This window comes from Enterobacter sp. RIT418 (assembly GCF_003057745.1).
In the GTDB taxonomy this organism is placed as follows: Bacteria; Pseudomonadota; Gammaproteobacteria; order Enterobacterales; family Enterobacteriaceae; genus Enterobacter.
Window position 1 is genome coordinate 14,877 of the sequence record NZ_QBJD02000013.1, and the last position, 22,850, is coordinate 37,726.

Below are 22,850 nucleotides of genomic sequence, written 5' to 3' on the forward strand. Positions count from 1 at the left end.
TTACTGTTTTTTTTGTTAAGTGTAGATGACGGCAAGGAAAACGGGGATGTAGTGCGGTGAGTTTCGCCGGGTGGCGTAGCGCCACCCGGCAATGTTTTACTGCAGCGCGTTTAGAATACGGTACGCCGCGTCAACCCGCGCCGGGTTAGGGTAGCTCTTATTAGCCAGCATCACGATGCCGAGATTCTTTTCTGGGATAAAGGCGACATAGCCGCCAAACCCGCCCGTAGAGCCCGTCTTATGTACCCACGACGCCTTTACCGGCGGTGCCGGAGGGTTCACTTCAGTGGCCGTCAGCGGCGCAAGCGCGACGCTGTTGTCGCTGCCGCCGACCACCGCTTTGGCCTCGACCGGCCAGTTCAGCATCTCCCAGCCTAGCCCCTGATACATTGAGCCCACGCGCCAGTAGCGCGACTGAGCAAAAGCGATCCCCTGCTTCAGAGAGGCATCCTGCACGGTATCGGGTGACATGTTGGCGATGACCCATCGCGCCATATCCTCCACGCTGGTTTTAACGCCGTACGCTTCACCGTCCAGCATTCCCGGAGAGACATGCACCGCTTTGCCGTCACGATAGCCCCAGGCGTAGTTAGCCTCTTCGGACTTCGGTACGGTAATCCAGGTATGGTTTAGCTTCAGCGGCTTGAAGACGCGCGTCGTCATGGCCTGCTCATAGCGCATGCCCGAAGGTTTAACCGCCAAAGCACCAAACAGCCCAATGCTGGAATTTGCATAAAGGCGCGTCGTCCCTGGCTTCCATTTTGGCTGCCAGGTTTGATAGAAGCGCAGCAGCGAGGCGCTATCCGTCACCTCGTCGGGAAGCTGAAGCGGCAGCCCGCCGGCGGTGTAGGTTGCCAAATCAAGCAGGCGTATGTCCTGCCACTGCTTGCCGGTCAGCGCTGGCCAATATTTGCTTGCCGGATCGCTGAGGGAAATCTCGTGGCGGGCAATAGCATCGCCGCCCAGCACGCCGGTGAAGGTTTTACTAATAGACCCGACCTCAAACAGCGTTTGATTTGTAACCGCACGCCCTGCGGCAACGTCGGCTTTACCGAAGGTAAAGTAGTACGGTTTGCCCTGATAAATGACTGCCACCGCCATGCCCGGAATGGCCTGGCTTTTCATCAACGGGGTAATCGTTTGTTCGACAACGTCAGCCAGCGCGCTATCGGACACCGGCGCGGCAAAGGCGGAGCAGGAGGCGCTGAGCAGCAGGGCGCAGCATAGGGATTTTTTGACCATCAGTTATCTTCCGTAAGGGTATGTCTGGAGTATGTCCGGGCCCATAAGACGAGCGTAGTCTGTGGGATTTGACTGCGCCTGACAAACGGTTAAATTTAGCAGTAGCTGTTAATTTTTCTAACGGATAAACCCATGACCCGCAGCTATATCCCCCTTAATTCGCTGCGCGCCTTTGAAGCGGCGGCGCGACACCTGAGCTTCACGCATGCGGCCATTGAGCTTAATGTGACGCATTCGGCCATCAGCCAGCACGTAAAGGCGCTGGAACAGCATCTTAACTGCCAGCTGTTCGTGCGCGTGTCGCGCGGCCTGATGCTCACTACCGAAGGAGAAAATTTACTGCCGGTGCTGAACGACTCGTTCGATCGCATTGCCGGGATGTTGGATCGTTTTGCTAATCACCAGGCACAGGAGAAGCTAAAAATCGGCGTGGTGGGCACCTTTGCGACCGGGTATTTATTTTCGCGGCTGGAGGCGTTTCGCCGCCGCTACCCGCACGTCGATCTTCAGCTTTCCACCCACAACAACCGCGTCGATCCGGCGGCGGAAGGGCTGGATTATACGATCCGCTACGGCGGCGGCGCGTGGCACGGCACCGAAGCCATCTATCTTTGTCCCGCACCGCTGTCTGCGCTGTGTACGCCGACAATCGCTGCCGGGCTGCACTCTCCCGCTGATATGCTGAAGTTTACCCTGCTGCGCTCCTACCGCCGCGACGAGTGGGCCGCGTGGATGCAGGCGGCAGGCGAGCATCCCCCGTCACCCACGCACCGGGTTATGGTGTTTGATTCGTCAGTGACGATGCTGGAGGCCGCGCAGGCCGGGGCAGGGATCGCGATGGCGCCCGTCGATATGTTCACCCATTTGCTGAACAGCGAGCGTATCGTACAGCCGTTTGCGACGCAGATAGACCTCGGCAGCTACTGGCTCACGCGCCTGCAGTCGCGTGCCGAAACGCCTGCTATGCGGGATTTTGCGCAATGGCTGGTGGGGACGATGCAGAAATAAAAGGCCCGCCGGACGGCGGGCCCGATCGGTCAGATCGTTACGACGGCAATCAGCGTCACGACGGTCAGGATCGTTGCCAGACCGTAGAAGACCCACTTGCCGTTCGGCACGTGGATTTTCAGATCGTGCATCGCATGGTGAATGCGGTGCAGGCCTAACCACAGCGGCAGGACGATCATCAGGAAGATGAACACGCGGCCAATAAAGCTGCTCGCAAACGCCAGCACGCGCTCATAGCTCAGCGCATCGCCCGGGAACAGCCCCAGCGGCAGCATAATACCGACCAGCAGAATAATGACCGGCGCAACGATGGCGCTCCACATGCCGCCTGCGCCAAACAGGCCCCAGAAGACCGGCTCGTCTGAACGTTTTGGATTTGGATTAATCACAGTCGTCTCCTTACCAGAACAGTGCGACAAACAGAATGACCACAGTGACCAGAATCGTCACTCCCCATAACCCTTTAATCACCGGCTCTGGCCCCATTTTCTCGCCTTTTACGATGATGTTTGCCGCTTTTGGCGCCAGTTCAAACCAGGTTTTGGTATGAAGCAGCGCTGCCGCGAGCACGATCAGGTTCAGAATTACGATGATGGGGTTTTGCAGGAAACCGACAAAGTTCGCCCAGGTTTCCGGACCGTGCTTGAGGGCGAAAACGCCGTACATCAGCTCAAGACTGAACCAGACCGCCGGTACCGCCGTGCCTTCACGCAGCATATAGAAGCGATAAAACGGCAGTTTTTTCCACCAGGTGGACGGCATCGGCCGCACGTAGGCTTTGCGTTTAGTCGTCATCATGCACTCCTTAGCGTGGTTTCAGGGTAGCGATAAGAAAGTCTTTCGAGCTTTCTACTTTTCCCTGCTGAATAGCGGCGGCCGGATCGACATGCTTTGGACACACTTCGGAGCAATAGCCCACAAAAGTGCAGCTCCAGACGCCGTTCTGGCTGTTAAGCTGCGCCATACGTTCTTTTTTGCCGTGGTCGCGGCTGTCTTCGTTATAGCGGTGCGCCAGGGTGATCGCCGCCGGGCCGATGAACTCTTTGTTCAGGCCGAACTGCGGACATGCGGCGTAGCACAGGCCGCAGTTGATGCAGCCGGAGAACTGATGGTATTTCGCCATCTGCGCAGGCGTTTGGGTGTTTGGGCCCTGATCCGGGGTTCGCGGGTTGCCAATGATGTACGGCTTAATCGCCTCCAGGCTCTCAATAAAGTGGGTCATATCGACCACCAGATCGCGCTCAATCGGGAAGTTGCCCAGCGCTTCAACCTTGATGCCCTTGGTGTATTCGCGCAGGAAGGTTTTACACGCCAGCTTCGGTACTTTATTGACCATCATGCCGCAGGAGCCGCAGATCGCCATGCGGCAGGACCAGCGGTAGCTCAGGTCCGGCGCCAGGTTATCTTTAATGTAGCCGAGCGCGTCCAGCAGGGAGGTTTGCTCGTCATAAGGCACTTCATAGAAAGCGCTGTGCGGTGCCGTATCCACTTCCGGGTTGTAGCGCACCACTTCCACTTTCATTTTTTGCATCTCAGCCATTCGCCGTCTCCTTCTTCTCGGCTGCTTCCGCTTCTGCCCCGTACACGCGCTTCGCCGGCGGCAGCGTCGTGATTTTCACATCGCTATAGTCCAGGCGCGTAGTGCCGTCCGCATCGCGGTAAGCGAGGGTGTGCTTGAGGAAATTGACGTCGTCACGCTCGGTACAGCCTTCGTCCAGACGCTGGTGCGCCCCGCGAGACTCTTTACGCGCCAGCGCCGAGTGCGCCATACATTCGGCGACGTTCAGGCCGTGGCCCAGCTCGATGGTGTACAGCAGGTCGGTGTTGAACACGCTTGACGTATCGGTAATACGCACGCGCTTGAAGCGCTCCTGCAGCTCTGCCAGCTTGTCGACGGTTTTCTGCATCAGCTCTGGCGTACGGTAGATGCCGCAGCCCTCTTCCATCGACATGCCCATCTCGTCGCGGATCTTCGACCAGTTTTCGTTGCCTTCCTGGTTCACCAGGTCTTTCAGGCGTTTTTCAACGTCGGCGACCTGAGCGTCCAGCGCGGCGCCGTTGGCTTCACCCGCGGTTGCAGCACGCTCCATCGCGCGCTCGCCCGCCATGCGGCCAAAGACCACCAGTTCTGCCAGCGAATTGGAACCCAGGCGGTTGGCACCGTGCAGGCCAACAGAAGAACACTCGCCCACGGCGAACAGCCCTTTAATGCGGGTTTCGCACTGCTGGTCGGTTTCGATACCGCCCATGGTGTAGTGTGCGGTTGGGCGCACTGGAATCGGCTCTTTGACCGGATCGACGCCCACGTAGGCTTTCGCCAGCTCGCAGATGAACGGCAGGCGCTCCAGCAGTTTTTTCTCGCCCAGATGGCGCAGATCGAGGTAAACCACGTCGCCGCGCGGGGTGGAAATGGTGTTGCCCTTACGCCATTCGTGCCAGAAGGCCTGAGACACTTTGTCGCGCGGGCCAAGCTCCATGTACTTGTTCTTCGGCTCGCCGAGCGGCGTTTCCGGCCCCATGCCGTAATCCTGCAGATAGCGATAGCCGTCTTTGTTGACCAGAATACCGCCTTCGCCGCGGCAGCCTTCCGTCATCAGAATGCCCGAACCCGGCAGGCCGGTCGGGTGATACTGAACAAATTCCATGTCGCGCAGCGGTACGCCGTGGCTCAGCGCCATCCCCATGCCGTCACCGGTCACGATGCCGCCGTTGGTGTTGTAGCGATACACGCGTCCCGCGCCGCCCGTCGCCATCACCACCGCGTTTGCGCGGATCTGGACTAACGTGCCTTCCATCATGTTCATCGCCACCAGGCCGCGCGCATGGCCCTCATCCTCCAGAATATCGAGGACAAAGTGTTCGTCGAAGCGCTGAATTTGCGGGAACTGAAGGGAGGTTTGGAACAGGGTATGCAGCATGTGGAAGCCGGTTTTATCGGCGGCGAACCAGGTGCGTTCAATCTTCATCCCGCCGAAGCGGCGAACGTTGACGCTGCCGTCCGGACGGCGGCTCCACGGGCATCCCCACTGCTCGAGCTGGGTCATTTCCGTTGGGCAATGATGCACGAAATAATCAACGACATCCTGTTCGCAAAGCCAGTCGCCTCCGGCAACCGTGTCGTGGAAATGGTATTCGAAGCTGTCATGATCCTGCGCAACGGCGGCGGATCCTCCTTCTGCCGCAACGGTGTGGCTGCGCATAGGATAGACTTTAGAAATCAATGCGATTTTAGCGTTGGGATTAGCTTGCGCTGCGGCGATCGCAGCACGTAATCCCGCACCGCCAGCGCCTATAACGGCAAGATCGGCTTGAAAAGTTTGCACGACATTCCTCCAGATTGTTGTTATTTCGCAACCCGATGACCTAAAGGTAGTTCATCCGCCCAAAGGGACGATTGCGAAAGCGTTTCCACTGCTCCTTTATGGGTAAAGGAGTATAACCGCGCGGATGTGAGGGAAATTTGACGTGTTCGATTTTTTTGCGGTTCTGTGCGGTGATTTATCATCATGATTGATGGATTACGTCACATAATTTTCGGGATATATGAAATAGTCGCTTTTACTGCGCAAAATTTGTCTCTGCCCACGCTTACGAGTAGACTGCGTGCCCTTGTCTGACATCGGAGAAAAACTCATGAGCGAAACGGCCACCTGGCAGCCGAGCGCGTCCATCCCAAATCTGTTAAAACGCGCAGCGATTATGGCGGAGATCCGCCGCTTTTTTAGCGATCGCGGTGTCCTGGAGGTGGAAACGCCGTGCATGAGTCAGGCGACGGTAACGGATATTCATCTGGTCCCGTTTGAAACCCGTTTTGTTGGCCCTGGCCACTCACAGGGGATGAACCTGTATCTGATGACTAGCCCCGAATACCACATGAAGCGCCTGCTGGCGGCGGGATGTGGCCCGGTATATCAGCTGTGCCGCAGCTTCCGCAATGAAGAGATGGGCCGTCACCACAATCCTGAGTTCACCATGCTCGAGTGGTATCGTCCGCATTACGACATGTACCGCCTGATGAACGAGGTGGACGACCTGCTGCAGCAGGTGCTGGATTGTGCGGAAGCCGAAACCCTCTCCTATCAGCAGGCGTTCCAGCGTCATCTGGAGATCGATCCGCTCTCGGCGGACAAAGCCCAGCTGCGCGAGGTGGCGGCAAAACTGGATCTGAGCAACGTGGCGGATACTGAAGACGATCGCGACGCGCTGCTTCAGCTGCTGTTCACCTTCGGCGTTGAGCCGCAGATTGGCAAAGACAAGCCGACCTTTGTGTATCATTTCCCGGCAAGCCAGGCGTCGCTGGCGCAAATCAGCACCGAAGATCACCGCGTGGCTGAACGCTTTGAGGTCTATTACAAGGGGATTGAGCTGGCGAACGGTTTCCACGAGCTGACCGATGCGCGCGAGCAGCAGCAGCGCTTCGAGCAGGACAACCGCAAGCGCACCGCGCGCGGCCTGCCGCAGCAGCCGATTGATAATAATCTGCTTGCGGCCTTACAGGCTGGCCTGCCGGATTGTTCCGGCGTGGCGCTGGGCGTGGATCGCCTGGTCATGCTGGCGCTTGGCGCGGAACATCTCGGCGATGTGATTGCGTTTACGGTCGATCGCGCCTGAAAAAAGGCCGGGTAGCGCTCAGCTTGCCCGGCGTGCCATTCCTGTCAATTTAGCTTTCCATTTCCGCACGACAACATTAAAAACTGCCACATTCTTTATACACGGGTCTTTTTCTTAATTTGCCCCGTATAGCCACAATATCCGTCTGGTCATCTGCTAACATCCGCGCAGTTTATTTCTCTTCGGATGGTCCTATGTCCCACTCGCTAAAAAAGATGACCCTCACCGGGCTCATTCTGATGATTTTCACGTCAGTCTTCGGCTTTGCCAACAGCCCGTCTGCGTTCTACCTGATGGGCTACAGCGCAACGCCGTTTTACATCGTATCCGCTCTGTTCTTCTTTATTCCTTTTGCGCTGATGATGGCGGAAATGGGCTCGGCCTACCGGAAAGAAGAGGGCGGCATCTATTCCTGGATGAACAACAGTATCGGCCCGCGCTACGCCTTTATCGGCACCTTTATGTGGTTCTCCTCGTACGTGGTCTGGATGGTGAGCACGGCGGCCAAAGTGTGGGTGCCGCTGTCGACGTTTCTCTTCGGGTCTGACAAAACGCAGGTGTGGTCGCTGGCTGGCCTGAGCTCTACGCAGGTCGTCGGGATCCTTGCGGTGTGCTGGATGATCGTTGTGACGCTGGTGGCGTCGAAAGGCATCAATAAAATTGCGCGCATTACGGCTGTCGGTGGCATTTCGGTCATGTGCCTGAACCTGGTGCTGCTGCTGGTGAGCATCGCCATTCTGTACCTGAACGGCGGACATTTTGCCCAGGAGGTGAACTTCGTCTCGTCGCCAAACCCAAGCTATCAGTCCGGCCTTGCCATGCTGTCGTTCGTGGTATTTGCCATTTTTGCCTATGGCGGCATTGAGGCGGTGGGCGGCCTCGTGGACAAAACCGACAACCCAGAGAAGAACTTTGCGAAAGGCATTATCTTCGCGGCGATGGTTATTTCCATTGGTTATTCGCTGGCGATTTTCCTGTGGGGCGTCAGCACTAACTGGCAGCAGGTGCTTGGCAACAATACAACCAACCTTGGGAACATCACCTATGTGCTGATGAAAAGCTTAGGGGAAACGCTGGGCCAGGCCATGCACCTGACGCCTGACGCGGCCGCCGCGCTGGGGATCTGGTTTGCGCGCATTACCGGCCTGTCGATGTTCCTCGCCTACACGGGCGCGTTTTTCACGCTGATCTACTCGCCGCTGAAGGCGATTATCCAGGGAACGCCAAAAGCCCTGTGGCCCGCGCGCATGACGCAGCTCAACGCGACGGGAATGCCCGCCAACGCCATGTGGATGCAGTGCATGCTGGTCTGCGTATTTATTCTGCTGGTGTCCTTCGGCGGTGACACCGCGTCGGCGTTCTATAACAAGCTAACGCTGATGGCGAACGTCTCGATGACGCTGCCCTATCTTTTCCTGACCATTGCCTTCCCGTTCTTCAAGGCGAAGCAGGATCTGGAACGTCCGTTCGTGATTTTCAAAACCCGCGCGGCAACGCTTCTGGCAACCACGGTGGTGGTGCTGGTGGTAGCGTTTGCCAACATCTTTACCGTGATCCAGCCGGTGATTGAGGCCAATGACTGGAACAGCGCACTGTGGATGGTCGGCGGCCCGATCTTCTTCTCGCTGATGGCGATGGGGATTTATGAGAATTACCGTCGACGCTCGACGGCGTATGTCACAGAAGTAGTCTAGTAGAAATGTCCCCCTCCCGAGAAGGAGGGGGGAAAGGATCACAAACTGCCCGCCGGGCGCGTACGCGCCGCAGAGGTCAGCGTTCTTCCCATCTTACGCCCGTCCATGCTTTCCAGACGCATCTGGAACGGTGGGAACGGCATTTCGATACCGTGTTCGCGGAAGCCCGCCAGAATCAGCTGATGGATCTCATGGCGCAGCGGCATGCGGTGCCCCATTTCGGCGGCATAGATTCGTAGCTCGAAAATCTGAATGCCCTGCTGTAAATCGACCAGGAACACTTCCGGGGCCGGGGTGTCGAGCACCAGAGTGCAGCGCTCTGCCGCGGCGTAAAGGATCTGCGTCACCTCCTCGCTGTTGGCATCCGACGGAGCCGGCACGGTCAGCACCACGCGGGTGACGGAGTCAGACAGCGACCAGTTGATAAACTGTTCGGTGATAAACGCCTTGTTCGGAACGATGATCTCTTTACGATCCCAGTCGCTGATGGTGGTCGCACGGGTGTTGATCTTGGTAATGCTGCCGGTCAAATCGCGAATGGTCACCGTATCGCCGATACGAATCGGTTTCTCGAACAGGATGATCAGGCCGGAGACGAAGTTCGCGAATATCTCCTGCATGCCGAAACCAAGGCCAAACGTCAGCGCGGCGACCAGCCACTGCAATTTAGACCACTCAATGCCGATCATGGAGAAACCGACCATCCCGCCAAAGAGCAAGATCAGGTATTTGGTGATGGTGGTGATGGCGTATCCCGTGCCGGGGGTTAAATCCAGGTGCTGCAACAGCGCCAGCTCCAGCAGCGCAGGGAAATTACGCACCAGCTGGGTGGTAATGATCAGCACCAGAATCGCAATCAGCACCGCGCCCAGCGTTATGGGTTCCAGACTCTCAACGCCCTGCACCGTGGACGTCACGTCCCAAAGCGAAATGTTCTCCAGGAAGCCAAACGCGGAGTGAATTTCCGACCACAGGAAGATCACCGACAGCAGCGCCACCAGCATCAGGAGGGAGCGCACCAGCCGCAATGACTGGGTGCTGATGGCATCCAGATCGATTTCGACATCGTCGGCATCCACCGCCCCTTCAGTGCTGTTAACGTGGTTAGGCTCTTCTTCACCCCGGGCGCGCTGGGCGAGAATTTCGGCGCGGCGGTGCTTGGCGCGATCGAACGCCAGGCGGCGACGCTGGATCAGCATCCCGCGGCGAATGACGTGGTACACCACCAGCAGCAGGAACCAGATCGCGACGGATGTTTCCAGACGCGCCAGCAGCGCCTGGGCGGTAGCAAGATAGCCCACCGCCGCAGCCAGCATTGCGATCAGCGGCGCGCTCAGCAGCAGGTTCCACAGCAGGCGGTTAAACATGTTCTCGCCGCTGCCGGTTTTATCGAGGTAAAGCGGAATGCCGGCGCGCTTCAGGCTAAGCGTAACCACGGCCAGCGCGCCGCAAATCAGCATGAAGCACAGCCTGCCCAGCGAGCCTGAGAATTCCCGATCGTTGAGATTATCGAACATGATCAGCGCCATAATCAGCGGCACGATAAGCCCGATGCTCATCAGGTAGTAGCGCATGGCGCGCGCAACGCGGTTGCGCGGCCAGCCGAAGTGGGCGATGAACAGGCCATTCGGGCGCGCGAAGGTGGCGCAAATCATCACCACCCACAGCAGCGGGACGGTTGCCGTTACGCCATCGCCAATGGCGACCGCAAGCGGGTAGGGCCAGGCCTCCCGCAGGCCGTATCCCAACGTCATCCACAGCACCGGCAGCGGAGAGGCGACAAGAATCGACCAGAACACGGTGCGCAGCGTCAGCCAGAAGTGATCCTGTGTGACCTTGCCTACCCGGGCGCTTGAACGTTCTAAAAAGCGGGTGAAGTGCCTGCGCGAATAAATGCTAAAGCCGACCAGAATCAGCGCCCCCAGCAGCGGGAAGATCGTCTCCTTGCTGGTGATCATCATCACACTGGCCTGGCCCAGCTGGCTGAACGTATCCAGCGAGATCAGGCGGCGTAGATCCTGCACGATGTCGATCGGCCAGGAGAAGGTCATAGGGCGGACGTCGGACGTCCAGAAGAGGTAACGGTGCGTGGCTTCGTTTACCTCTTTCAGCGCATCCTCCAGCTGGCTGTTGGAGACCTTCAGCTTGGTCAGCTCAAGGATCAGGGTGTCGCCGCCCTGAAGCAGGGAGTTCAGAAGCTGACGCTGCGTGCGCAGCTGGGCTTCCAGAATGCGGCTTTGTTCCGCGGTGAGCGGCTGGCCGTCCGCCTGGCGAATCTGGCGGATTTGCGGCTGCTTGTTGAGCAGGTCTTCAAAATGCAGACGCTGGACGCGGAGCTGCGCCATCTCGGTGTCCAGCTGCTGCGGTTTTGGCATCTCCGGCAGACGGGCAACCTGGGCGCGGAGCGCTTCGCCCAGCAGGTTTGACGAGCCGAGCCACTGGGACTGCTCGCGCAGGGTATTCAGCGCCTGGCGAACCTGAAGCGTTTGATTAGTGGCCTGGCGCTGCTGTGACGCGACCAAATCCATGCGCTGCGCCTGCTGGTTTAACGCGGCAGAAAGCTCGCGGTTGACCTTGAACTGATCGACGATCCCGGCGGGCAGGTTCGCGCTGTTTTCGGCCAGCAGCTCGGTGCTTTCCAGCGCGCGTTCGGCTTCGCGCTGGCGCTGGCTGTTCAGCTGGTTGCGCAGCGCCTGCAGGTAGGCGTCAAGCTGTTCGCTCTGCTTTTGCGCCAGCTCTGAGCGCATGCGCGACAGTTCCTGGCGGTTGTTGGCGGATAGCTGCGCCAGCTCCAGCTCGTCGACCAGCGCTTTTAGCCGCGCGGATTCGGCCTGCAGCCCAAGGTTTTGCGCCTGACTTTGCGGCGTATTGCCGGTGGACGTCCCTATGCGGCGCTCAACGTCATTTAGCTGGCGGCGCGCATCGGTTTGCTGCTGCGGAAGCTGGCTGAGCGAGTCGGCAATTTCGCGGGCGCGCTCCTGCTCCTGCTGCGCCAGCCGGCTCTTCTCCAGCAGCTGGCTGCTGACCTGCAAAATTTCCTGATTCAGCGCGTCGGACGTCAGGCCAACCGGCACGTCGCGCGGCTCGTCGCGCAGATTGTTCAGCTGCGAACGTAACGTCTGGGAAAGTTTCGGGAAGTTATCGATAACCTGCTGATACTGCTGGGCGCGCTCAAGGGAACCTTTACGTTCCTCAAGCGCGTTCAGCGCGGCCTGGAGCGACTCAACGGTCTCCGGCTGAGCGGGCTTGGCCGCTTTGGCCTGCTCCAGCTCCTGAGCTATCTGTTTGGCCTCGGGGGCCGTCGCTGCGTACGCCCCCATGCTGAGGCACCAGGCCATCAGTAATACGATAATCGGGCGCACGTCAGCGATCCTTCTTGAGTTAGCCTTCGTCTTTCTTGTCGTCAACCAGCGGGCTGGCGTCGTGTTCCGCTTTGATCTCTTCTTCAGGCAGCGGGGCAGGCTCTGCGTCCGGCGTCACGAAGGTTTCGGTTGAGACCGCCAGCGGCTGGCCGAGTTTGGTCACGGACAGGCTTTCCAGCCCTTCAGCGAGAGTCACTTTACCCGGCGCGAACAGGTTGATCACCGTTGAGCCCAGCTTGAAGCGGCCCATTTCCTGGCCTTTCAGCAGCGCAATGGAGCCTTCCGCTTCGCCGGCAGGCCACGTCCAGCGCTTGATGATGCCTTCGCGCGGCGGGGTAATGGTGCCAGCCCAGACGGTTTCGATGCTGCCGACAATGGTGGCACCCACCAGAATCTGGGCCATTGGACCAAATTCAGTGTCAAACAGGCAGATGACGCGCTCGTTGCGGGCGAAGAGATTTGGCACGTTTTGCGCGGTCAGGTGGTTTACGGAGAACAGTTCGCCCGGCACGTAGATCATCTCGCGCAGGATGCCGTTGCAGGGCATATGAACGCGGTGGTAGTCGCGCGGGGAGAGATAGGTTGTGGCAAACGTCCCGTTGCGGAACAGGTCGGCCATCAGGTAGTTACCGGCCAGCAGCGCGTCGAGGCTGTAGTTATGGCCTTTCGCCTGCAGGATTTTATCGTCTTCAATGTTGCCAAGCTGGCTAATCACGCCGTCTGCAGGCATAACCAGCACGTTAGGATCGGTATTCAGCGGACGCACTTCATCGCGCAGCGGGCGCACGAAAAATTCGTTAAACGTACGGTAGCTGGCGGTGTCAGGCTTTTGCGCCTCTTTCATGTCGACCTTGTAGTATTTCACGAAAAGGTCGATGACCAGTTTGGTCAACCAGCCCGCTCGTTTGCTCGCGCCCCAGCCCGCCAGGCGAGTGAGCCACAGTTTCGGCAGAATGTATTGAAGCGAAAGTTTAAATGAGTTTAACAAGGTAGCCTCCAGGCCATTGTTTTGTCGTTCCTGATCCGGCTGCAGGCAGCCGGAACCTGAAAAAAGGGGACGATTTTAGCGATGCTTAGCTTAGTTGTCAGTTATCAGAATCAGAAAAGTTTTTACGCGTTTTTACCTGGTCCATGCTCTCAAGGATGCGGTGGTAATTTTCAAAGCGGGTTTCCGCAATTTCACCGTTTTCTACCGCTTCGCGGATCGCGCAGCCTGGGTCATTGTCGTGTTTACAGTCCCGGTATTTGCAAGCGCCTAAATAGTCATGGAATTCGACAAAGCCGTTGAAGATTTGTTCCGGCTCGAGGTGCCACAAGCCAAATTCGCGTACCCCCGGGGAATCGATCACGTCTCCGCCGTGCGGGAAGTGGTACAGGCGAGAGGCGGTCGTCGTGTGCTGGCCCAGACCCGAGACGTCGGAGACATCGTTGGTCAAAATCTCTTTCTGCAGGCCAAGCAGGTTATTCAGCAGGCTGGATTTACCCACGCCGGACTGGCCGGCAAAGATGCTGATGCGATCGGTCAACGCCTCTTCGAGCGGCTTCAGGCCGTCTTTGGTGTGGCTGGATACCATCAATACGCGGTAGCCGATGTTGCGATAGATATCCATCTGCTCGTTGACGAAGGCCATGCCTTCCTCATCCAGCAGATCGATTTTGTTCAATACGATAATCGGCTCAACCTGTAGCGTTTCACAGGCGACGAGGTATCGGTCGATAATATTGAGCGAAAGCTCGGGTAAGATCGCCGAAACGATGACGATCTGATTGATGTTGGCAGCAATTGGCTTAATGCCGTCATAGAAATCGGGACGGGTCAGCACCGAGGTGCGTTCATGTACGGCTTCAACGATGCCTTTTACCGTGACCCCTTCGGCGGCTTCTTTTCCGGGGCGCCAAACGACGCGGTCGCCGGTTACCAGCGAACGAATAGTGCGACGGATATTGCAACGGTGGATTTCCCCGTCGGCGGATTCAACGTCGGCATGCATGCCAAACCGGCTAATCACCACGCCTTCCGTCGCTTCGCCAAACAGATTGTCGTCGTAGTCCGGCTTCTCCGAAGTGGTTTTAAGACGGCGCTGGTGGTTGGCGTTTACGCGGCGCTGCTGCCCTTTGGAGAGTTTATTTTTACTCAATCGCGCTGGCTCCTGGTCGCCCGTTGTGGGCAAAACCTCTATGATACACTCTAATTAATACTAGTTAACCTGCTACTGCCGGTTATGCGAGAAGGGTGGAAAATAACATGAGCGCGGATGAAAACAACCTGATTTGGATCGATCTTGAAATGACCGGACTCGATCCCGAGCGCGATCGCATTATTGAAATTGCTACGCTGGTCACCGATGCCAACCTGAATATCCTGGCGGAAGGCCCCACCATTGCGGTGCATCAGTCTGATGAACAGCTTGCGCTGATGGACGAGTGGAACGTGCGCACGCATACCGGCAGCGGGCTGGTGGAGCGCGTTAAGGCCAGCACCCAGGGCGACCGCGATGCGGAGCTGGCGACGCTCGAGTTTCTGAAGCAGTGGGTTCCGGCGGGTAAATCGCCGATCTGCGGCAACAGCATTGGTCAGGATCGCCGTTTCCTGTTTAAGTACATGCCTGAGCTGGAGTCATACTTCCACTATCGTTATCTCGATGTGAGCACCCTAAAAGAGCTGGCGCGCCGCTGGAAGCCGGAAATTCTCGACGGGTTCAAAAAGCAGGGAACGCACCAGGCGATGGATGACATCCGCGAGTCCGTGGCGGAGCTGGCGTATTATCGCGAGAACTTCATTAAGCTGTGATTTTGAGACCCGGCGCCTTGCGCAGCCGGGTTTTTGCCGCTAAATTGTTCAGCTTGCCGATTAAATAAGCACTTGAACTGAATTTCGAAAAAAACGCTTTTAGGGGGGTTGCAGCTAAACGGATTTCTCGTATAATGCGCCTCCCGTAACGACAGAGAATTACACGTTACGACAGCAACAAAAGCAGTACAGATTTGCGGGAATAGCTCAGTTGGTAGAGCACGACCTTGCCAAGGTCGGGGTCGCGAGTTCGAGTCTCGTTTCCCGCTCCAAAATTTGATAAGTATCGCAAGATACGCCAGCACCAAAACACCCAAGCGGGAATAGCTCAGTTGGTAGAGCACGACCTTGCCAAGGTCGGGGTCGCGAGTTCGAGTCTCGTTTCCCGCTCCAAAATTTGAAAGTATCGTAAGATACGCATAGCACCAGAACACCCAAGCGGGAATAGCTCAGTTGGTAGAGCACGACCTTGCCAAGGTCGGGGTCGCGAGTTCGAGTCTCGTTTCCCGCTCCAAATTCTTCTCCATATCTATATTATCCACAGTAAATTGCTTTGCTGGGGACGCTTTCTATTTTATCTGAAATACTCTTGTAAACAGAGTTATCCACAGAAACCCAACGTAAAGCAGTTTGAGCGAAATGTTAGCAGGGTGAATAATATCTTCATAATTGACTGTAATTAATGAAGAAATTTTGATTTCAAAATGTTATTGAGATCACTTGACCTGTTTGTCAGAGCTGGTGGCGCCTCACTTCTTATTTTTATTCACAGGCTGTGAATATATCACGCATCCCGTATCAGCCCTTTCTCAACGACTCTGACCAGGCGCTGTTTCTTCGGAAGCTGCACCTCGACCACGCCGGCATTTCGCTTATCGATTTGCTGCGCAATCGCCCATTCTATGTGTTCATCAAGAAGTGGGTGCTCACCTTTACGGCTTTCAAGCGCCTGAATATTGGCTTCATCCCACGGCGCATTCCCCAACGCCACGGCGACATTGCGCAGCCAGCGCAGATGACCAATGCGGCGAATGGCCGATCCTTCGGTCACTTTCAGGAACCAGGCTTCAGTCCAGGCAAACAGCTCGATAAGCTGCGGCGCGTGCAGCGCCTTACGCGGACTAAAGTCCTCTTCTTCCGTCAGCTGTGAATAGCGATTCCACGGGCAGATCAGCTGGCAGTCGTCGCAGCCGTAGATGCGGTTGCCGATAAGCGGGCGAAATTCCTCTGGAATGGCACCTTCCAGCTCGATGGTGAGATAAGAGATACAGCGGCGTGCGTCAACGACGTAAGGCTCGACGATCGCGCCCGTGGGGCAGATGGTCATGCAGGCCACGCAGCGCCCGCAGCCTTCCTCCACGGGGCCATCTATCGGCAGCGGTAAATCAATGAGCAGTTCTCCCAGAAAGAAGAACGATCCGGCATCGCGGCTGAGAATAAGTGAGTGCTTACCTGTCCAGCCAAGCCCCGCTTTTTCGGCGATGGGGCGCTCAAGAATAGGCGCAGAGTCGACAAACGGTCTAAAATTCAGCGAAGCACAGTGCTGCTGAATGGTTTCCCCGAGTTTTTTTAAGCGGTTACGCAGAAGCTTATGATAGTCCCGCCCAAGGGCATATCGGCTAACGTAGCCCAGAGAGGGATTTTTAAGCGTGCGGGCAAATGCCGCATTGGCAGGCAGATAGTTCATGCGCACGCTAATAACGCGCAGCGTGCCCGGCAAAAGCTCGTGCGGACGCGCGCGCATCATGCCGTGACGCGCCATCCATTCCATTTCGCCGTGGTATTGTTTGTCCAGCCATGCCTGAAGTTTTGGCTCGCTGGCGGAGAGGTCGGTATCGGTGATACCCACCTTCTGGAAGCCAAGCTCAGCACCCCACTGTTTAATTTTTTGCGCTAATTCATTGAGATCGAGGGGCTGTGACATGACGGACCATACTGTGAAGAAAAACCCCGAAAGTATACCACATTCCATCTGGCATGCGGACGACCTCCGACGCGCCGAAAAAGAGGCGGCAGACAGCCTGGGGATCACGCTCTATGAACTGATGCAGCGCGCGGGCGAAGCGGCGTTTACCGTAGCCCGCGAGGCCTATCCAGATGCGCCACACTGGTTAATCTTGTGCGGACATGGCAACAACGGCGGCGATGGCTACGTGGTGGCGCGCCTGGCCGTGGGGGCGGGGCTTCGCGTCACGCTGCTGGCGGTGGAAAGTGAAAAACCTCTGCCGGAGGAAGCCACCCTGGCGCGCGAAGCGTGGCTGAACGCAGGGGGCCTGATACATGCCTCCGATGCTTCGTGGCCTGATGACGTTGATCTGATCGTTGATGGCCTGCTTGGCACGGGGTTGAAGCAAGCGCCCCGCGAAGGCGCGGCGGCGCTCATCGCGCGCGCCAACGGGCATGCCGCACCGGTTATCGCCCTGGATATTCCCTCCGGGCTGCTTGCCGAAACCGGCGCAACGCCCGGCGCGGTGATAAGTGCGGCACATACCGTGACCTTTATTGGCCTCAAGCCGGGGCTGCTGACGGGCAAAGCGCGGGACGTCGTAGGCACCTTGCACCACAGTGCGCTGGGACTGGAGAGCTGGCTTGTGGGGCAGGAAACACACCTCGCGCGTTTTGATGCGTCGCAGCTTGCAGAATGGCTCCCACCGCGCCGACCAACGTCCCACAAAGGCGACCACGGCAGGCTGGTGATTATTGGTGGCGATCGCGGTACGGCAGGGGCGATTCGTATGACCGGCGAAGCGGCATTACGCAGCGGTGCTGGTTTAGTGCGAGTACTTACTCGCGTTGAGAATATTGTGCCGATAATTACCGCGCGGCCAGAGCTGATGGTTCACGAGCTGACGCCGCAGTCCCTTGAGGAAAGCCTCGAATGGGCCGACGTGGTGGTAATTGGCCCGGGACTTGGACAGCAAAGCTGGGGCAAGCAGGCCCTGCAAAAGGTCGAGAATTTTCGCAAACCGATGCTCTGGGACGCCGACGCGCTGAACCTTCTGGCAATCAACCCGGATAAGCGTCACAATCGCATCCTGACGCCACACCCCGGTGAAGCCGCGCGCCTGCTCAACTGCAGCGTGGCAGAAATTGAAAGCGATCGCTTACTTTCTGCCCAACGTCTGGTAAAACGTTACGGAGGTGTTGCCGTTTTGAAAGGGGCGGGAACCGTCGTGGCCAGCGAAAGCGAGCAGGGCATTGTTAGTGCCGGCAATGCGGGCATGGCGAGCGGTGGGATGGGCGACGTGCTGTCCGGCATTATCGGCGCGTTGCTTGGGCAGAAACTTCCCCTTTATGATGCAGCCTGTGCGGGCTGCGTGGCCCACGGGGCGGCGGCCGACAGGCTTGCTGCACGTTACGGTACGCGCGGCATGCTGGCGACCGATCTTTTTGACGCGCTGAGGCGCGTTGTTAACCCGGATGTGATTGACGTAGAAAATGACTAACCGAGCGATTCCTTTACCCGATGAACAAGCCACTTTAGATCTCGGCAAGCGCGTGGCGCAGGCCTGTCTGGGGGCAACCGTCATTTATCTGTATGGCGATTTAGGCGCGGGTAAAACAACCTTCAGCCGCGGCTTTTTGCAGGCGTTAGGCCATAGCGGCAACGTGAAAAGCCCGACCTATACGCTGGTAGAACCCTACACGCTGGAAAACTTAACGGTGTATCACTTCGACTTGTACCGTCTTGCGGACCCGGAGGAGCTGGAGTTTATGGGGATCCGCGATTATTTCGCCAATAACGCCATCTGCCTGGTGGAGTGGCCGCAGCAGGGGGCGGGCGTGTTGCCTGACCCGGATGTCGAAATTCACTTAGATTACCAGGCGCAAGGGCGTGAGGCGCGCATCAGTGCTGTTTCCTCATCAGGCAATTCCTTACTGGCGCGTTTAGCCGGTTGATCGTAGGGATAACGGAATGATTAGTCGCGTTAAAGGTTGGTTGTTAGCTGCAACGGTGCTGCTGTGCGCGCACGCCGGGGCGGCAAATCTTTCCGATATTCAGGTATCAAACGGCGATAGCCAGGCCCGGATCACCTTCAGCTTTATGGGCGACCCTGAATATGCGTTCTCACAAATCGACGGCCGCAGCGTGGCGCTCGATATTAAACAGACCGGCGTAATCCAGGGATTGCCGCTGCAGTTCAGCGGAAACAACCTGGTGAAAAGCATTCGTTCAGGGACGCCACAGGACAGCCAGTCGTTAAGGCTAGTGGTCGATCTGACCGAAAAGGGGAAAACGAAGGCGGTTAAGCAGAAGAACGGCGCGAACTATACGGTCGTCTTTACGATTAACGCTGATGTACCGCCGCCGCCTCCACCGCCGCCCGCGCCGGTTATCGCAAAGCGTGTCGAACAGCCCGTTTATACACCGCGCCCTACGGAACCCGCGCGTAACCCGTTTAAAGCGCAAAACGATCGCCTGACCGTTGCAACCAGCAGCAATACGGTGACGCGCCCTGCGGTCAGCGCACGGCGAGCGGTGAGCGGCAGCGAGAAAGTCATCATCGCTATTGATGCCGGTCACGGTGGGCAAGATCCGGGGGCTATCGGACCGGGCGGCACGCGAGAGAAAAACGTCACCATTGCCATTGCCCGCAAGCTGCGCGCGCTGCTGAATGACGATCCGATGTTTAAAGGCGTGATGACCCGCGACGGCGACTATTTTATCTCGGTGATGGGGCGTTCAGACGTAGCGCGTAAGCAGAATGCTAACTTCCTCGTGTCCATTCACGCGGATGCTGCGCCAAACCGCAGCGCCACCGGCGCCTCCGTCTGGGTGCTCTCAAACCGTCGTGCAAACAGCGAAATGGCAAACTGGCTGGAAGAGCACGAGAAGCAGTCTGAACTGTTAGGCGGGGCGGGCGACGTGTTGGCTAACAGCCAGGCCGATCCATACCTTAGCCAGGCGGTGCTTGATTTACAGTTCGGTCATTCCCAGCGCGTCGGGTATGATGTGGCCACTAACGTACTCAACCAGTTACAGAGCATCGGGTCGCTGCATAAGCGCCGCCCGGAGCATGCCAGCCTTGGCGTGCTGCGCTCTCCGGATATTCCGTCGATTCTGGTCGAGACGGGCTTTATCAGCAACAACGGCGAAGAGCGTCTGCTGGGCAGCGACAGCTACCAGCAGCAAATTGCCGAAGCGATTTATAACGGTCTGCGCAAATACTTTGACGCGCACCCGCTGCAGTCCGCGCCGCCGGGCGGAGCAGGCCAGGTGGCCAATGCTTCACTGCCGGGTGAGATGACCGCGACCAACTAAGGAGACGTCATGCCGATTCAGGTTCTGCCGCCGCAGCTCGCGAACCAGATCGCCGCCGGTGAAGTGGTGGAACGCCCTGCATCGGTGGTGAAGGAGCTGGTGGAAAACAGCCTCGACGCGGGCGCAACCCGTATCGACATTGATATTGAACGCGGCGGGGCGAAGCTTATCCGCATTCGCGACAACGGCTGTGGCATCAAGAAAGACGAGCTGGCGCTTGCGCTGGCGCGTCACGCCACCAGTAAAATTACCTCGCTTGACGATCTGGAGGCGATTATCAGCCTCGGTTTTCGCGGCGAGGCGCTCGCCAGCATCAGCTCCGTTTCCCGTTTAACCCTCACGTCACGGACCGCAGATCAGCAGGAAGCCTGGCAGGCTTACGCCGAAGGGCGCGAGATGGACGTGACGGTCAAGCCAGCGGCGCACCCGGTAGGGACGACGCTGGAAGTGCTGGATCTGTTTTACAACACCCCCGCCCGGCGCAAATTTATGCGCACCGAAAAGACCGAATTCGGACATATCGACGAGATCATTCGCCGCATCGCGCTGGCGCGTTTTGACGTCACCATTAACCTCAGCCATAACGGCAAGGTGATGCGTCAGTACCGCGCGGTAGCGCAAGGCGGACAGAAGGAACGCCGTCTGGGCGCAATCTGCGGGACGCCGTTCCTCGAGCAGGCGCTGGCGATTGAGTGGCAGCACGGCGACCTGGCCATGCGCGGCTGGGTAGCCGACCCTCAGGCTAACAGCGCCGCCTATGCTGAGATCCAGTACTGCTACGTCAACGGCCGCATGATGCGCGATCGCCTGATCAACCACGCCATTCGCCAGGCCTGTGAAGACAAGCTTGGTGCCGATCGACAGCCCGCGTTTGTGCTTTATCTGGAAATTGACCCGCATCAGGTGGACGTCAACGTGCATCCTGCCAAGCATGAGGTTCGTTTTCATCAGTCCCGGCTGGTACATGATTTTATTTATCAGGGCGTATTGAGCGTGTTACAGCAGCAGGTGGAGCCCGCGCTGCCGCTGGCGCGTGATGAACCCGCACCTCGTTCGCTGCCGGAGAACCGCGTAGCGGCAGGACGCAACCATTTCGCCGAGCCCGCGGCGGCGCGCGAACCGGCGGCGCCGCGTTTGGCATCCGCGGGCAGCGCACCGCGCCCAACCGGCGCGAATTATCCCAACGCGCAGGCGGGGTACCAAAAGCAGCAGGGCGAGTTATACCGTAAGCTGCTGGATACGCCGGCCGTCGAGCGAAAAGAGCACGTAGAGGTGCCCGCACCCACGCTTGAAGGGCACAGCCAGAGCTTTGGGCGCGTGTTGACGATTGTCGCCCCCGACATGGCGCTGCTGGAGCGTGAAGGCAAAATTTTCCTGCTGGCGCTGCCCGTCGCGGAGCGCTGGCTCAAGCAGGTACAGCTGACGCCTGGCCAAAATGTGGCCTGCGCGCAGCCGCTGCTGATCCCCGTACGCTTGAAAATATCCCCTGAAGAAACAGGGTTTTTGCAGCGTTCGCAGGGCAAACTGGCCGAAATGGGCATTGAAATCGTTCTGGAAGCGCAGCATGTGACAATTCGCGCAGTGCCTTTACCCTTACGCCAACAAAATTTACAAAACTTGATTCCTGAACTGATAGGCTACCTGGCGCAGCAAACGTCGTTTGATGCTGCCAACACCGCGCAGTGGATCGCCCGCCATCTGGCAAGCGAACACAGTTCGTGGAGTATGGCGCAGGCGATTACCGTGCTGGCTGAGGTTGAACGCCTTTGCCCGCACCTGGTGAAAACGCCGCCGGGTGGATTATTGCAACCTGTTGATTTGAAAATGGCGATGACCGCCCTGAAAGATGAGTGACGTAAGCAAGGCGAGCCTGCCTAAGGCGATTTTTTTAATGGGCCCAACGGCCTCCGGCAAAACGGCGTTAGCCATTGAGCTACGTAAAGTTTTGCCAGTAGAGTTGATTAGCGTTGATTCTGCCCTCATTTACAAGGGGATGGATATCGGTACGGCGAAGCCAGACGCAGAGGAACTGCGCGCGGCACCGCACCGTTTGCTGAACATTCTCGATCCGGCCCAGGCTTACTCCGCAGCGGATTTTCGCCGCGACGCGTTAGCCGAAATGGCCGAGATCACCGCGGCGGGACGTATTCCGCTGCTGGTGGGAGGAACCATGCTCTACTTTAAGGCGCTGTTGGAAGGGTTATCACCTTTACCCTCAGCGGACCCTGAAGTGAGGGCTAAAATTGAACAGCAGGCGGCAGAGCAGGGTTGGGACGTATTGCACAAGCAGCTGGCGGAGATTGACCCGGTTGCCGCAGCACGGATTCATCCAAATGATCCGCAAAGGCTTTCCCGGGCACTGGAAGTTTTTTTCATTTCGGGTAAAACTTTAACGGAACTGACGCAAACGTCAGGAGACGCTCTGCCGTATCAGGTGCATCAGTTCGCTATCGCCCCGGCGAGCCGTGAACTGCTGCATCAGCGAATTGAGCAGCGTTTTCATCAGATGTTGGCTTCAGATTTTGAAGCAGAAGTGCGGGCGCTTTTTGCCCGTGGAGATTTGCATACGGACATGCCTTCCATTCGTTGTGTGGGATATCGCCAGATGTGGTCGTATCTTGAAGGTGAAATTTCATACGATGAAATGGTTTATCGAGGTGTTTGCGCCACGAGGCAGTTAGCGAAGCGCCAGATAACCTGGTTACGCGGTTGGGAGGGAGTTCACTGGTTAGACAGTGAGAAACCACAACAGGCGCTTAACGAAGTCATTCAGGTTGTTGGTGATATCGCTCACTGAATGTGTACAATTGAACCGTATCGTGCGCAATTTTCAGAATCGCAAGGTTCTAAGTAGAAAACAATCATATAAGGAAAAGATA

Annotated in this window: 18 protein-coding genes and 3 tRNA genes; 12 read left to right on the top strand and 9 right to left on the bottom strand. The window is 57.6% G+C overall.

The window, feature by feature from the left end; translation table 11 throughout:
- Positions 1-96: 96 nt before the first annotated feature.
- Positions 97-1,242: a CMY2/MIR/ACT/EC family class C beta-lactamase gene (gene ampC, locus DBY73_RS15560; RefSeq protein WP_112011981.1), complete on the bottom strand. Its 1,146-nt coding sequence runs from the start codon at positions 1,240-1,242 to the stop codon at positions 97-99.
- Between the two features lie 132 nt (positions 1,243-1,374).
- On the opposite strand from ampC, the gene ampR reads away from it, so the two are divergent.
- Complete coding sequence (ampR, locus tag DBY73_RS15565; RefSeq protein ID WP_112011982.1) at positions 1,375-2,250, top strand: LysR family transcriptional regulator AmpR; 876 nt, start codon at positions 1,375-1,377, stop codon at positions 2,248-2,250.
- Positions 2,251-2,279: 29 nt separating this feature from the next.
- On the opposite strand, the gene frdD is transcribed toward ampR, so the two are convergent.
- The 4 genes from frdD to frdA are packed head-to-tail and all read right to left on the bottom strand — an operon-like array spanning position 2,280 to position 5,573.
- A complete protein-coding gene (gene frdD, locus DBY73_RS15570; RefSeq protein WP_112011983.1) occupies positions 2,280-2,639 on the bottom strand; it encodes a fumarate reductase subunit FrdD in 360 nt (119 codons plus the stop codon).
- 10 nt (positions 2,640-2,649) lie between these two features.
- On the bottom strand, positions 2,650-3,045 hold the full coding sequence (gene frdC, locus DBY73_RS15575; RefSeq protein WP_112011984.1) for a fumarate reductase subunit FrdC: 396 nt from the start codon (positions 3,043-3,045) through the stop codon (positions 2,650-2,652).
- 10 nt (positions 3,046-3,055) lie between these two features.
- Positions 3,056-3,790: a succinate dehydrogenase/fumarate reductase iron-sulfur subunit gene (locus DBY73_RS15580; RefSeq protein WP_112011985.1), complete on the bottom strand. Its 735-nt coding sequence runs from the start codon at positions 3,788-3,790 to the stop codon at positions 3,056-3,058.
- Positions 3,783-5,573, bottom strand: coding sequence for a fumarate reductase (quinol) flavoprotein subunit (frdA, locus tag DBY73_RS15585; RefSeq protein WP_112011986.1), 1,791 nt, complete (start codon positions 5,571-5,573; stop codon positions 3,783-3,785). The genes DBY73_RS15580 and frdA overlap by 8 nt, the downstream gene beginning before the upstream one ends.
- Positions 5,574-5,883: 310 nt before the next feature.
- Here frdA and epmA point away from each other — a divergent pair, with 310 nt between their 5' ends.
- Together epmA and yjeM are read left to right on the top strand one after the other, a co-directional pair.
- Entirely contained in the window at positions 5,884-6,861 is a 978-nt protein-coding gene (epmA, locus tag DBY73_RS15590) for an elongation factor P--(R)-beta-lysine ligase (protein ID WP_112011987.1), read from the top strand.
- Between the two features lie 194 nt (positions 6,862-7,055).
- Positions 7,056-8,555 (top strand): glutamate/gamma-aminobutyrate family transporter YjeM, encoded by a 1,500-nt coding sequence (yjeM, locus tag DBY73_RS15595; RefSeq protein ID WP_112011988.1) that lies wholly within the window; start codon positions 7,056-7,058, stop codon positions 8,553-8,555.
- A 38-nt stretch (positions 8,556-8,593) separates the two neighbouring features.
- Here the strand turns inward: yjeM and mscM are convergent, their stop codons facing one another.
- The 3 genes from mscM to rsgA form a co-directional block, all read right to left on the bottom strand.
- Positions 8,594-11,917 carry a miniconductance mechanosensitive channel MscM gene (gene mscM, locus DBY73_RS15600; protein ID WP_112011989.1) on the bottom strand — a complete coding sequence of 1,108 codons (3,324 nt, stop codon included), beginning with the start codon at positions 11,915-11,917 and terminating at the stop codon, positions 8,594-8,596.
- Between the two features lie 19 nt (positions 11,918-11,936).
- Complete coding sequence (gene asd, locus DBY73_RS15605; protein ID WP_112011990.1) at positions 11,937-12,905, bottom strand: archaetidylserine decarboxylase; 969 nt, start codon at positions 12,903-12,905, stop codon at positions 11,937-11,939.
- 97 nt (positions 12,906-13,002) lie between these two features.
- A complete protein-coding gene (gene rsgA, locus DBY73_RS15610; RefSeq protein ID WP_181573246.1) occupies positions 13,003-14,055 on the bottom strand; it encodes a small ribosomal subunit biogenesis GTPase RsgA in 1,053 nt (350 codons plus the stop codon).
- A gap of 107 nt (positions 14,056-14,162) precedes the next feature.
- On the opposite strand from rsgA, the gene orn reads away from it, so the two are divergent.
- The 4 genes from orn to DBY73_RS15630 all read left to right on the top strand — a co-directional run bounded on the left by orn (position 14,163) and on the right by DBY73_RS15630 (position 15,222).
- Positions 14,163-14,708 carry an oligoribonuclease gene (gene orn, locus DBY73_RS15615; protein WP_112011992.1) on the top strand — a complete coding sequence of 182 codons (546 nt, stop codon included), beginning with the start codon at positions 14,163-14,165 and terminating at the stop codon, positions 14,706-14,708.
- A 196-nt stretch (positions 14,709-14,904) separates the two neighbouring features.
- A tRNA-Gly gene (locus DBY73_RS15620) sits at positions 14,905-14,980 on the top strand.
- 45 nt (positions 14,981-15,025) lie between these two features.
- Positions 15,026-15,101: transfer RNA gene (locus tag DBY73_RS15625), tRNA-Gly, on the top strand.
- Between the two features lie 45 nt (positions 15,102-15,146).
- Positions 15,147-15,222, top strand: a tRNA-Gly gene (locus DBY73_RS15630).
- Positions 15,223-15,492: 270 nt separating this feature from the next.
- On the opposite strand, the gene queG is transcribed toward DBY73_RS15630, so the two are convergent.
- The gene (queG, locus tag DBY73_RS15635; protein WP_112011993.1) at positions 15,493-16,632 is read right to left on the bottom strand and encodes a tRNA epoxyqueuosine(34) reductase QueG; all 1,140 of its coding nucleotides are present in this window, start codon (positions 16,630-16,632) and stop codon (positions 15,493-15,495) included.
- On the opposite strand from queG, the gene nnr reads away from it, so the two are divergent.
- From nnr to miaA, 5 genes are read left to right on the top strand one after another with little or no spacing between them, the layout of a single operon-like run.
- On the top strand, positions 16,631-18,154 hold the full coding sequence (nnr, locus tag DBY73_RS15640; protein ID WP_112011994.1) for a bifunctional ADP-dependent NAD(P)H-hydrate dehydratase/NAD(P)H-hydrate epimerase: 1,524 nt from the start codon (positions 16,631-16,633) through the stop codon (positions 18,152-18,154). The two genes, queG and nnr, sit on opposite strands and share 2 nt — an antisense overlap.
- Positions 18,147-18,608, top strand: a complete 462-nt coding sequence (tsaE, locus tag DBY73_RS15645; RefSeq protein WP_112011995.1) for a tRNA (adenosine(37)-N6)-threonylcarbamoyltransferase complex ATPase subunit type 1 TsaE — start codon at positions 18,147-18,149, stop codon at positions 18,606-18,608. The genes nnr and tsaE overlap by 8 nt, the downstream gene beginning before the upstream one ends.
- Positions 18,609-18,624: 16 nt before the next feature.
- Entirely contained in the window at positions 18,625-19,971 is a 1,347-nt protein-coding gene (amiB, locus tag DBY73_RS15650) for an N-acetylmuramoyl-L-alanine amidase AmiB (protein WP_112011996.1), read from the top strand.
- A 9-nt stretch (positions 19,972-19,980) separates the two neighbouring features.
- Positions 19,981-21,825: a DNA mismatch repair endonuclease MutL gene (gene mutL / locus DBY73_RS15655; protein WP_112011997.1), complete on the top strand. Its 1,845-nt coding sequence runs from the start codon at positions 19,981-19,983 to the stop codon at positions 21,823-21,825.
- On the top strand, positions 21,818-22,768 hold the full coding sequence (miaA, locus tag DBY73_RS15660) for a tRNA (adenosine(37)-N6)-dimethylallyltransferase MiaA (protein WP_112011998.1): 951 nt from the start codon (positions 21,818-21,820) through the stop codon (positions 22,766-22,768). Before mutL ends, miaA begins: the two co-directional genes overlap by 8 nt.
- Positions 22,769-22,850 lie beyond the last annotated feature (82 nt).